This is a genomic window from Dysgonomonas termitidis (assembly GCF_042654545.1).
In the GTDB taxonomy this organism is placed as follows: domain Bacteria; phylum Bacteroidota; class Bacteroidia; order Bacteroidales; family Dysgonomonadaceae; genus Dysgonomonas; species Dysgonomonas termitidis.
Window position 1 is genome coordinate 1 of sequence record NZ_JBHSGN010000146.1, and the last position, 12,358, is coordinate 12,358.

A 12,358-nucleotide genomic window follows, 5' to 3' on the forward strand; every position below is an offset into this window, starting at 1 on the left:
AAAGTTAAGGGATTGACCTTTTTTATTGGATAATTCTATAAATAGCAACTTGAATTAATTAATAAAAATCAGGGCAAAGTTATAAAATAAATGTAAGAATGAACCTAAAAAAAGCCTTGCCAATATTACGTCATTATATATCAGGGTATTGTTATTATATTAACTGAAAATTTGCCTAAATATCAGAAAGGAATATTGCATTCTTCATAAAATGGATTATATTTGTTCATCAGTAATTTATTACTGATATAAAACTTTATTAACAAACTAAATTAAAAACTATGGGTTTATTTGACAAGGTGTTTAAATCAGCACCAAGCGGGGATGAGAAATTTACACAACAAGAGTCTTTCGCAGCAGTGGCATTAGCAGTAGCAGGCGCAGACGGTTCAGTATCTACACAAGAATGGAACAGCATCGTAACTTACATCAGACGTCTTCGTATCTATGACAATTTTTCGGGTCCTGCGTTTGACAAATTATTCGATAAATTGTTTTCCAAACTGAAAAAAGAAGGTCCCGGTGCTTTGGTCGAAGCAGCCAAAGACGGGTTAGGAGATGATCTGAAAATGACCGCATTCGCTTGTGCGGTAGATATCGCTCTTGCCGACGGGGTACTCGAAGATGATGAAAAGGATATTATTAATCAACTTGCCGAAGCATTAGCAGTAGACGAGAAAACAGCTATTTCTATCATCGAAGTAATGATTATCAAGAATAAGTGTTAACCGTATTCCGGTAATAAAAAAGGATGCCCTTGAAAGGGCATCCTTTTTTATTACTTTCGGAAGTATATATGAACTATGAGTTATGAACGATAACTCGTTGGCTTTTACTAAGTATTACGGAAACTTACTTTTTTACCTGATAACCTGCTTCAGAGGCATATTCCATCTGGGCTGTAGCTAAATCCTCGAATGATTTTGAATACTCATCCACTTTTGCCTGATATGTTTCCTGCAATTTATCCATATCTTCGATTGCAGATTCCTTAGTTAAAGCTGCAAAACCTTTTCCGGCTTCTACAACCCCTCTGAGGCTTTCATATGTTTTGAGTGCAGCTTCTTTAAACTTGTCACCGCCTTTAGGAACATCCAGCGCTTTTACAATTGTTATCTCTGCGTCTATCTTGGCCAGGGCGCTGTCGGTCTTGGCTGCAATGGAGGCAAAGTCCTCATTGTTAACTGCATTGGTCAGGTCTCCGTCATAAGAAACACTCATCTCCGTGATTGCCGCATTTGCTTTGGCAATGGCGTCATTGAACTTTACAGCATCAGGACCGCAAGAAGACAGAATGAATAGTACAGTCAGTAAATAAAATAAGTTTTTTTTCATGTTAGGTTCTGTTTTAGCAATTAAATAAAAAATGGCCTTCGGTAAAAATAAATAAAATAGCTGGAAAAATAACAGATTAAAATGTTAAATTCTTTTTCTTTGCCAGGAAATCCCTTATACCTCCGATGTGCTCCCTTACTTTCTTATCAGAAAATTCAAATACTTTGGTTACTAGGCCGTCAAGAAAATCACGGTCGTGGGAAACTAATATAACTGTACCGTCATAATCTAACAAGGCATTTTTCAAAACCTCTTTTGTTTTCAGGTCGAGATGATTGGTTGGCTCATCGAGAATAAGCAGGTTGACAGGCTCAAGCAATAGTTTTATCATTGCCAGACGTGTGCGTTCACCCCCCGAAAGCACTTTGACCTTTTTTTCGGAATCGTCTCGGTTGAACATAAATGCGCCTAATATATTGCGTATCTGTGTGCGTATATCCCCTTCGGCAACACGGTCGATAGTTTCAAAAACAGTGAGGTCTTCATCTAGCAGATCGGCCTGATTCTGGGCGAAGTATCCGACTTCCACATTGTGACCCGGCATAATATTCCCTTCATAGGGAGTTTCACCCATCACGCATTTTACGAATGTCGATTTACCTTCGCCGTTTTTTCCCGCCAGAGCTATCTTTTCGCCTCGTTCAATCATCAGGTTGGCATTTTCGAACACAAGGTAATCATCATATTTCTTTGTTACCATATCCACTGTCAGCGGATAGTTTCCCGAACGGGTAGCAGGCTGGAAACGAATGCGTATCTGTGATTTATCTTCTTCGTCTATTTCCACGCGCTCCATCTTTTCCAACTGGCGGATACGGCTCTGAACCAAAACGGCTTTAGCTGCCTGCGCACGGAAGCGCTCGATAAATTCCTCTATTTCTGCAATCTGTTTTTGCTGGGCTTCCCATGCATGTATTTGTTGCTGGCGGCGTTCCTGACGAAGTTCCACATATTTGGAGTAATTGACTTTATAGTCGTAAATACGCCCCATCGTAAGCTCGATGGTACGGGTGGTAACGGCATCTATAAATGCCCTGTCGTGCGAAATCAGTACCACCGCTTTGGCTTGTGTATTGATGAAGTCTTCGAGCCAGCCGATAGATTCTATATCGAGATGGTTGGTCGGCTCATCGAGCAGCATAACATCGGGATTTCTCAACAGAAGCTTGGCCAGCTCGATGCGCATACGCCATCCTCCGCTGAATTCACTGGTCAGCCTGTCCAGATCGCTACGCTTAAAGCCTAATCCAAGCAATGCTTTTTCCACTTCTCCTTCGAAGCTGATGCCTTCCACCATTGCCAGGCGTTCGTGCGCATGGCTAAAGTCGTCTATCAGTTTGGCATAATCATCTGATTCGTAATCGGTACGGGTTTCCAGTTGCCTGTTCATATCTTCTATGTCGGCCTGTAAATCGAATATATGAGAGAATGCCAGGGAGGCTTCTTCTCTTACCGTACGTTCATCGGTGATCTTCATTACCTGAGGTAAATAGCCGACAGTTACACCGTCGGGCCCTGTTACCGAGCCTTTATAGTGAGTATTCACCCCGGCCAGTATCTTGAGCATGGTACTTTTTCCTGCCCCGTTTTTACCGACCAAAGCGATTTTATCCTTATCGTTTATTATATAGCTGATATTATCGAACAATATCCTGTCGCCTAATTCTACCTTTAAACTGTCTACAATTAACATCTAAATTTACCTTTTTATTTTTTTAGAGCTGCAAAGGTAGGAAAAAGAAACAAACAATTAGTGACAGGAAGATATGGCGGGCAAAATATTTGTTGTTGCCGCAAAGTCATTATCTATTTATTTTAGGAAATTTGCATTATTCATAAAAATAAACGCAGAATACTTAAAATATTTTTCCGTTTCATCCGTCTAAATAAATAGGTGATTTAACATTTGAAACGATACGAAGATGAGAGGTTATAAAGACAAAATGGACGACAATAAAACAGGAAAAAAGAAAAACCAGAAAACAAAACCTTCCGAAAATACGGACAGCCCGTATGTAAAACTGGCTATAGCCCTGGAAGAATTATGTTCCGATGATTTTGAATTTGAAAAAGATGATGCATAAAACCGATCTGATTTTTTCTTTTTCATTATAAGATTCATACATTTGTTCCTGTTGCGTTTGTATCAATATCTACATTCATGCAGGAAGAAACGGCTGAAAAAATACTGACAGGCATTATGTGCGGCTCATTCAACCCCTTACACATGGGGCATATTATGATAGCCAATTATATGTATGCCTTCGAAAATCTGGAAGAAGTGTGGCTGATAGTCACCCCTCGCTGTCCTTCAGATAAAGGGGATGATATGGCCGATGCAACAGTGCGATCCGGTATATTGAGCCGTTTTTGTAACCCGTATCCCCGGATATCGCCCTGTGATATAGAGTTTCGTCTGTCTCCGCCTTATTATACGATAAATACGATAATTGCGCTGAAAGAACAGTATCCCGAACGTGAATTTGTTTTATTATTGGGTGAAGATAATTGGGCGAACTTTCATTATTGGTACCGAAGTGAAGATATAAGGAACGAAGTGTCTATACTCGTCTATCCAAGAAAAGACAGCAAGACAGGTTCTGATTTACCTGAAAATGTACGGAAAGTAAATGCTCCGCTGATCGAAATATCTTCTACTTTTATAAGAAATGCGATAAAGGAGGATAGGGATATCCGCAGTTTTCTGCCGGTTGGGGAATATGAGTATTTAATTGAAAATAAGATTTATAATAAATAAAAAACAGGATGCTGACATCATATCAGCATCCTGTAATATATCCGTATCTTTAATCGAATCAGGACAAAGCAGCGATAGCCGACCCTATAAGGTTGGCATTCTTCATCTTACTGATATGAACATGTACATCGCTGAGATTAAATTCGATCAACAGCTTGCGAAGTTCTTCCGACACCAGGTCTTTGTAGTTTTTTCCTTTGCGGTCTTCGCTCCAGAAAAGGCTTCCTTCAGCTACCAGATGGATTTTCTTTATCGATTTGTCATGTGATACAAGTACCATCACCAATCCGGCAAGCGATGCGGCTACCAGTTGAGCCGAACGTTTATATATCCAGCGCGATACATCTACATATCTTTTTTTGTGGATATCAGGGTAATTCATGATATTGGTCAGCTTTTGTGCGTCGAATCTTTCTTCAAATTCATCACAAGGGAAAACCGATTTCAGAATTTCACCCAGATACATACCCGAAACGGCTTTTTCGAACCGTTGCGCCCCTTTGCTGTCCGAACAGGCGTCTACCTTATCATCTATAACGGTTAAATGCGGCGGATAGAAGTTACCTGATTCCAGGTTTACGGGGATCAGGCCTTCGCCTTTATAGTCGGGATTCAGTTTTTTTATTTTATCAGGGCGGATAAATGTAGCCATATTTGTTCCTGTACCTACTATCAATCCGATATAAGCATCGTAACTGCTATCGGTCAGACCGGCAAAAAGACTTGCTACGGTATCATTTATGACTTTTACTTCTGTAAACTTGCCTCCGTTTTCCTTATTCAGATAATCACGCAGTGGCTGGCCAACAGGTTTTCCCAGCATTTCTTTGATATCTACGCCTTTTGTCCAGCGTATGAGGGATGCATCGCCATTGAGCATGGATTCTGCCGGATAAGAAAAGCAGTAACCGATTGGCATCTTTCCTTCCATTTTTATCTCGCCGATCGGGTCAGCCTGCTCTTTGAACAGGTCAGCTTCGGTAAAGCCCGGTGTTTTCATTACCGACAGGTCTTTCTTCCATCCATTTTCGGGATGTATAGACGCTTTTCCGTCGACAAAATCAATTGTGGCAACACGGTAATTCGTTCCTCCCAAATCGAGTACCAGTGCCGATCCTTCTATTCCCGATGTTTTGGGATTGATATAAGTAGGAATACACTGAATTTCGGTATTGTCTTTTACAAGGCCGTTTTCTACTTTGGTTTGGAGTGATTGCGCAATTTCTTTTAATTGCTTTGTTTTCAGTTTAAAGATGTTTTTCTTCATAGGGTATATTTATCGTTAAATTAGGCAATTTAGAATTGTTTTACAAAAATATAAATCTATCTTGAATATCGGTCATTTATATAAACATATTGACATATGAATAACTAATTTTATTACGTCTTAACACCGCCCACATTTTTTTTTTTGTAAAAATGAAAATATACTGCTATATTTTTTACACCCTAATATCTTGATTTAAAAAATATTGTTATATTTGTGAAAACCGATTGATCACAAGATGTACATTCCGGCACATATATTCAAAACCTTAAAATATTAGACTACAAAGATGGAAAAGAAAGGTGTTAACAGAAGAGATTTCCTCCGGCTTTCGGCAACCGTGGGTGCAGGTGCCCTGATTGTTCCCGGAGCTACAGCGTCTACATTAAGTAAGACCACACAGCTTAAAATGGATGAGATACCCGTGCGCACGTTAGGCCGCACAGGCATTAAACTCCCGATTCTGAGTATGGGTGTCATGCGTGCCGATAATCCGAATGTAGTAAGAGCGGCCTATAATTCGGGGATTTTTCATTTCGACACCGCACACGGTTATCAGAACGGACGGAACGAAGAAATGCTTGGCAACTTCTTTGAAGGGAAACCGCGCGAAAGCTATTTTATGGGTACAAAAGTTAAAATCGACTATCCATTAAAAGCCGATTTTGAACAAGACCTCAATGCTAAAATAGAATTGAGCCTCAAGCGCCTCAAAATGGAGTATGTAGATATTTTTTACGCCCATGCCTACAGCAATGTGGAAGAAGTTTTGGACGAAAGGATAATCGCAGCTCTCAGGAAAATAAAAGAAGAAGGCAAAGCCCGTTTTATAGGTTTTTCCACGCACGCTCATAAACCGGAACTAATAGATGCAGCCATAAAGGCCGGGATATATGATGTATTACTTATCAGCTACAATTTCAAACTGAATAATCTGAAAGAAACGGACGCCGCTGTCAAACGTGCCGCCGAAGCCGGTATTGGCATTGTAGCCATGAAAACGATGACCGGTGGTGTGGAAGATGCCGAGGGAAAGAAAAAAATAAACGCGCAGGCATGCCTGAAGTGGGCATGGCAGAATGAACATATTACAACGGCAATCCCGGGATTTTCCAATTATGATGAATTTGACGAGTGTCTGGCAGCAGCGCAAAGTCCGCAACTGACATCAGGTGAACAAGAATATCTGGCGGCCTTATGTGATAAGGAAATGATGTTTTGCCAGCAATGTAATAAATGTGTGGCCCAATGCACCGAACATCTTCCTATCCCCGATATTATGCGCGCGTATATGTACACTTACGGATATAAATATTCGCAATTGTCGAAAGAGACGCTTACAGAGCTAAATCTGGCGGAAAATACCTGCTCAGGTTGTAACTCATGTGCCGTGGACTGCCCATCGGGGTTCAATGTAGCGCAAAAGATAGCAGCGATCACTCCTGTGATGCATGTACCCACCGAGTTCTTAACTTAATTATATCAGATATATATGAAACCCTTTAAATGCACTGTTATTTTCTTCTTCTGCGTAATATACTCCCTGTCGGTGTCGGCGCAAACACCTGCCGAGTTGAAATCGTGGCTGCCTGCAATCAGTGGCTGGACGGTTTCGGATAAGGTTGAAGTATTCAGCCCCGAGAACCTGTTCGACCGTATCAACGGTGCGGCACCTTTATATTTAGAGAATAATTTCAGGGAAATGACCCAGATGGAATACACCCGGGGCGACGACTATATCTCTATACAGGCATACCGCCATGCGAGCCCGGAAGATGCATTCGGAATGTATGCATCGGAGCGTTCGTCCGAACTGAAGTTTTTTCCTGTCGGGGGTGAAGCTCAGGGGGACGATTCCGGTATTTTCTTTTTTGCAGGCAATGTATATGTGAAAATGTGGAGCAGCGCAGAGGAAAACGTATCGGAAACGATGAGAGCAATAGCAACGCGTTTAGCCGGAAGTATCGATGCAAATGCAGATTATCCCCCGGTCGTTAAAGCTTTTCCCGGAGAGGATATGCTCCCTCATTCCGAAACATACGTTACTGCCAATTATATAGGTCATAATTTTCTCAATATGGTTTATACAGCCAAGTATGAGAAGGATAACATGACGTTTCAGGCATTCATTGTCGACGCTAAATCGGCCGACGGGGCAAAGGCGGTACTGGAAAAGTATTTCACTTTTACTAAACAACCTCTAGACTTCACAGAGGGGAATCTAATGATAAAAGACCGCTATAATGGAGATATCCCAGCTATCTGGAAAGGGCAATATATAATAGGTATATTCTCCGAAAATGGGAATAAAATAGCTGGAGCAGGTGATATTCTGGAAAAGATAGCCGTATCACTTTAAATATGAAATGCAGCAAACAATCACACAATAAAAGCTTAATGAACAAATGTCATTGAGCTTTTATATTTTCAGACAAAATCCTTTGCGTAATTTTTGTTTACCAATGTGAAGAAACACTAAAATTGCACTCCGGCATTAAACCTTTTTATTTACTTGCCGTCACATTTTCCGAGAGTATATTTTTGAGGCCCTAAATAGAGACCGTTTTCGTTGAGCCATGGGTAGAAACGAAATTCATTTTGATATGCCGAGTCACGAAGAACGACTAGTGAAATTGAACGTTTTAAGTAGCGAGAGCAGAGCAAAATTTATTTTGATTATGCCGGGTCACGAAAAACGACTAATGAAATTGAATATTTACTATGAACAAAAAGACGAAAATAGCACTTATCGTTATAATTGTGCTGCTTATTGCCGGAATGGCATTTTATCCTCAGATAAAGAGGATCGTATCGCCTGAAGAAGAACAAAACACTACAATAAAAGACAGTGGTCCGGGTGGCAACCGTGTGCGGAATACATTGAATGTAAACGCCATGATACTAAAGCCGGATAACCTGACCGAAACGATTCGTGAAAAAGGCTTACTGATACCCGACGAAGAGGTGGACCTGTCGTTTGAGACTTCCGGGAAAATCACGGAAATACATTTCAACGAAGGTTCCAATGTGCGGAAAGGGCAATTGCTGGCCAAAGTAAACGACAAGCCATTACAGGCTGAACTAAAAAAACTGAAAGCGCAGATACCTCTGGCGCAAGACCGTGTATTTCGTCAAAAAGCGCTGCTGGCTAAGGATGCTGTGAGCCAGGAAGCGTATGAGTCCGTAAATACGGAACTGGATAAACTTATGGCTGACATCGAACTTACCGAATCGCGAATTGCGCAAACCGAGCTGCGTGCTCCATTCGATGGTATTGTGGGCCTGCGTTTGGTAAGTGAAGGCACATACGCTTCCCCGTCGACGATTGTAACGCGGCTGACTAAAATATCACCGCTGAAAGTCGAGTTTTCGGTGGGTGAAGCCTATGTAAACAATATAAAGGCCGGGACGCCTATCACTTTTACATTCGACAACGACCTGAGTACATACGGAGCCACCGTGTATGCCGTGGAATCGAATCTTGACAAAGTCACACTGACTCTAAAAGCCCGTGCTTTATATCCCAATGTCGGCGGACGCCTCAAACCGGGTTTATCTACAAACGTGGAGATAAGATTGCAGGAAATAAAGAATACTATTGTTGTGCCCAGTTTGTCTACTATAGCGGAGATGGGGCGTGACATAGCCTATGTGTACAAAGATGGAAAAGCTCATCAGGTGACATTGAAAAAAGGAATGCGTACGGCCGCTTCGGTACAGGTACTCAATGGACTGAGCATAGGTGATACTTTGCTTGTTACGGGAGTGATGCAATTGCGTGACGGGTTACCCGTGACAATAGATAATTTTGTAGACAATAATTGATTGGTAAATTTGAGAATTAGCCGATCTGTAAATGGCGCGAAGCGACAGGTACAGGAATATATAATCTGCTAATCTGCTAATTTGCTAATTTGCTAATTGAATTTAAAATATGACAATATCCGAAGTAAGTATCAAACGCCCCGTACTGGCAACAGTATTCGTACTGGTCATATTCCTGTTGGGTATGATTGGGTATACATATCTGGGCGTACGTGAATATCCCAATATAGACAACCCCATTATCTCGGTAAACGTCACCTATCCCGGTGCGAATGCCGAAATTATAGAGAATCAGATAACCGAACCTCTGGAACAGAATATTAACGGTATTCCGGGCATCAGGTCGCTGACCAGTAGCAGTAGCCAGGGCTCGTGCCGTATTACGGTGGAGTTCGAACTTACAGTAGATTTGGAGACGGCAGCTAATGATGTGCGTGACAAAGTATCACGAGCACAGCGTTATCTGCCCCGCGATTGCGATCCGCCTACCGTATCGAAAGCAGATGCCGATGCAAACCCGATTATCCAGATCAGTATTCAGAGTGAAAAGCGTTCGTTATTGGAGCTCAGCGAAATAGCCGAACTTACAGTAAAAGAACGTTTGCAGACAATACCAAACGTGAGCGCGGTGGAAATATGGGGACAAAACCGTTACTCGATGCGCCTTTGGCTAGATCCTGTAAAAATGGCTTCGTACGGTATTACTCCTATGGATGTGAAAAATGCCGTCGACCGCGAGAACGTAGAATTACCTTCGGGAAGTATAGAAGGCGATGCCCTGGAACTTACTATCCGTACACTAGGTCTGATGCAGACTCCGGAAGAGTTTAACAATATGATTATCAAGGAAGATAATTTTAATGTGGTGCGCTTCAAGGATGTGGGTACCGCCGAACTGGGAACGGAAGATCAGCGCAGCCTCATGCGCCGCAACGGGGTACCGGCTGTAAGTACCGTTATCATACCTCAGCCGGGTGCAAATCAGATAGAAATATCGGACGAAGCAATGGTACGTCTCGAACAACTGAAAAAAGACCTGCCTGAAGATGTATTCATCGATGTGGCTTTTGATAATACTAAATTTATACGCGCGTCGATAGCCGAAGTGGAAGAAACCGTGTATATTGCCTTTGCCCTTGTTGTTATCATTATCTTTCTCTTTCTGCGCGACTGGCGCGTGACCCTCGTGCCATGCGTGGTGATACCCGTATCGCTGGTAGGTGCATTTTTCGTCATGTATGTGGCCGGATTCTCCATCAATGTACTATCCATGCTTGCCGTAGTGCTTGCCGTGGGGCTGGTGGTCGACGATGCCATTGTGGTCACGGAGAACATATATCTGAAAATAGAAGAAGGAATGTCCCCTAAAGAGGCCGGGATAGAGGGCTCGAAGGAAATATTCTTTGCCGTGATATCTACAACTATTAGTGTTGTAGCCGTATTTTTTCCTATCGTATTCCTGGAAGGAATGACAGGGCGGCTTTTCCGCGAGTTCAGCTTCGTCATCGCCGGAGCCGTGCTCATTTCTGCATTTGTGGCTCTGACATTTACCCCGATGCTCTCCACCAAATTGTTGAAGAAAGAAGACAAGCCCAATTGGTTTTATAGAAAGACTGAGCCGTTTTTCAACGGATTGATGAACGGATACCATAATGCCCTGCATAAGTTTCTGAGCATCAAGATTATCATATGGCCTATTATTATCATTACATTAGTGTCAATCGTATATTTGATGAAGGTTATTCCATCCGAAATGGCTCCGTTGGAAGACCGTTCACAAATAACAATAAGAACCAGCGGTCCGGAAGGCTCTACTTATGAATATATGAGAAATTATACGGAAAAAATAGCGACTATAGCTGATTCCGTAGCGCCCGAAAGACTGATAAATACGATGCGTGTATGGACCGGGGGAGGTAACGTCAACCTCAACCTGTCCGGTATTAAAGACAGGGACAGGAGCCAGATGGAAATAGCCGACGAACTATCCAAAGCCGTAAGAAAGGAAACGGGTGCCCGTACCTTTGTCCAGCAGCAATCTACATTCGGAGGCCGGCGTTCCAGTATGCCTATACAATATGTACTGCAGGCTCCTAATATTGCCAAACTGGAAGAGTTTATCCCTGCATTTATGCAGAAAGTGCAGGAAAGTCCTTTATTCCAAATGGCCGATGTAAACCTCAAATTCACCAAACCCGAAACGCGGATAATCATCGACCGCAACAAGGCGGCCGTATTGGGTGTCAGCACGAGAGATATCGGACAAACGCTCCAGTATGCGCTCAGCGGACAGCGTATGGGCTATTTCTACATGAACGGAAAACAATACCAGATACTAGGTGAGATAAACCGTCAGCAACGGAATACACCGGTCGATTTGAAATCGATATATCTCAAAAATCTTACGGGTAGTATGATTCAGTTAGGTAATCTGGTAAAATTGGAAGAAAGCGTGGCTCCTCCGCAACTTTATCGTTACAATCGCTTCAACTCGGCTACAATATCCGCCGGACTCTCTCCGGGTGTGACTATAGGCGCGGGACTCAACGAAATGGATCGCATAGCCAAAGAAACTCTCGATGATACTTTCCGTACGGCATTGGCCGGAGATTCGAAAGATTTCAGGGAAAGTTCATCCAGCCTGATGTTTGCATTTGTACTGGCTATATTGCTCATATTCCTTATTCTGGCCGCGCAGTTCGAAAGTTTCAAAGATCCGTTCGTTATCATGCTTACGGTTCCGCTGGCTATTGCAGGGGCGTTGCTGTTTATGTACATAAAAGATATATCAATGAATATTTTCAGCCAGATTGGTATTATCATGCTCATTGGTCTGGTAGCCAAAAATGGTATCCTTATCGTTGAATTTGCTAACCAGCGGCAGGAAGCCGGAATGAGTAAACTGGAAGCTATACAGGGAGCATCCGTGCAGCGTCTGCGTCCAATCCTTATGACCAGTTTTTGTACCGTGCTGGGGCTGCTGCCTCTTGTATTTGCAAGTGCTGAAGGTGCAAACGGACGTATGGCAATGGGTGTGGCTGTTATCGGAGGGATGATGGTATCTACGTTGCTGACGATATTTATAGTGCCTGCCATGTATTTGTATATTTCGACAGACAGGGGAAGGAAGAAAGAAAAAGAAGACGCAAAGATTGCTCTTAATGGTTAATGTA

Annotated in this window: 10 protein-coding genes; 7 read left to right on the forward strand and 3 right to left on the reverse strand. The window is 42.4% G+C overall.

From position 1 onward, the window contains the following. Window positions 1–281: 281 nt before the first annotated feature. A complete protein-coding gene (locus tag ACFO6W_RS23085) occupies window positions 282–728 on the forward strand; it encodes a tellurite resistance TerB family protein (RefSeq protein WP_380000952.1) in 447 nt (148 codons plus the stop codon). A 124-nt stretch (window positions 729–852) separates the two neighbouring features. Here the strand turns inward: ACFO6W_RS23085 and ACFO6W_RS23090 are convergent, their stop codons facing one another. After that, window positions 853–1,335, reverse strand: a complete 483-nt coding sequence (locus ACFO6W_RS23090) for a hypothetical protein (protein WP_380000954.1) — start codon at window positions 1,333–1,335, stop codon at window positions 853–855. Window positions 1,336–1,411: 76 nt separating this feature from the next. Next, on the reverse strand, window positions 1,412–3,028 hold the full coding sequence (locus tag ACFO6W_RS23095) for an ABC-F family ATP-binding cassette domain-containing protein (RefSeq protein ID WP_380000956.1): 1,617 nt from the start codon (window positions 3,026–3,028) through the stop codon (window positions 1,412–1,414). Between the two features lie 229 nt (window positions 3,029–3,257). Here ACFO6W_RS23095 and ACFO6W_RS23100 point away from each other — a divergent pair, with 229 nt between their 5' ends. Both ACFO6W_RS23100 and nadD read left to right on the forward strand, forming a co-directional pair. Continuing rightward, a complete protein-coding gene (locus ACFO6W_RS23100; protein ID WP_380000958.1) occupies window positions 3,258–3,419 on the forward strand; it encodes a hypothetical protein in 162 nt (53 codons plus the stop codon). A gap of 77 nt (window positions 3,420–3,496) precedes the next feature. Beyond that, window positions 3,497–4,093, forward strand: a complete 597-nt coding sequence (gene nadD, locus ACFO6W_RS23105; protein WP_380000960.1) for a nicotinate (nicotinamide) nucleotide adenylyltransferase — start codon at window positions 3,497–3,499, stop codon at window positions 4,091–4,093. A 58-nt stretch (window positions 4,094–4,151) separates the two neighbouring features. Here nadD and ACFO6W_RS23110 read toward each other — a convergent pair whose 3' ends face one another. Continuing rightward, window positions 4,152–5,360, reverse strand: a complete 1,209-nt coding sequence (locus tag ACFO6W_RS23110) for a hexokinase family protein (protein WP_380000962.1) — start codon at window positions 5,358–5,360, stop codon at window positions 4,152–4,154. 289 nt (window positions 5,361–5,649) lie between these two features. Here ACFO6W_RS23110 and ACFO6W_RS23115 point away from each other — a divergent pair, with 289 nt between their 5' ends. The 4 genes from ACFO6W_RS23115 (at window position 5,650) to ACFO6W_RS23130 (ending at window position 12,354) form a co-directional block, all read left to right on the forward strand. Continuing rightward, window positions 5,650–6,837 carry an aldo/keto reductase gene (locus tag ACFO6W_RS23115; RefSeq protein ID WP_380000964.1) on the forward strand — a complete coding sequence of 396 codons (1,188 nt, stop codon included), beginning with the start codon at window positions 5,650–5,652 and terminating at the stop codon, window positions 6,835–6,837. A 15-nt stretch (window positions 6,838–6,852) separates the two neighbouring features. Then, the gene (locus ACFO6W_RS23120; RefSeq protein ID WP_380000966.1) at window positions 6,853–7,719 is read left to right on the forward strand and encodes a DUF6599 family protein; all 867 of its coding nucleotides are present in this window, start codon (window positions 6,853–6,855) and stop codon (window positions 7,717–7,719) included. Between the two features lie 362 nt (window positions 7,720–8,081). Continuing rightward, the gene (locus tag ACFO6W_RS23125; protein WP_380000968.1) at window positions 8,082–9,185 is read left to right on the forward strand and encodes an efflux RND transporter periplasmic adaptor subunit; all 1,104 of its coding nucleotides are present in this window, start codon (window positions 8,082–8,084) and stop codon (window positions 9,183–9,185) included. A 109-nt stretch (window positions 9,186–9,294) separates the two neighbouring features. Beyond that, a complete protein-coding gene (locus ACFO6W_RS23130) occupies window positions 9,295–12,354 on the forward strand; it encodes an efflux RND transporter permease subunit (RefSeq protein WP_380000970.1) in 3,060 nt (1,019 codons plus the stop codon). Window positions 12,355–12,358 lie beyond the last annotated feature (4 nt).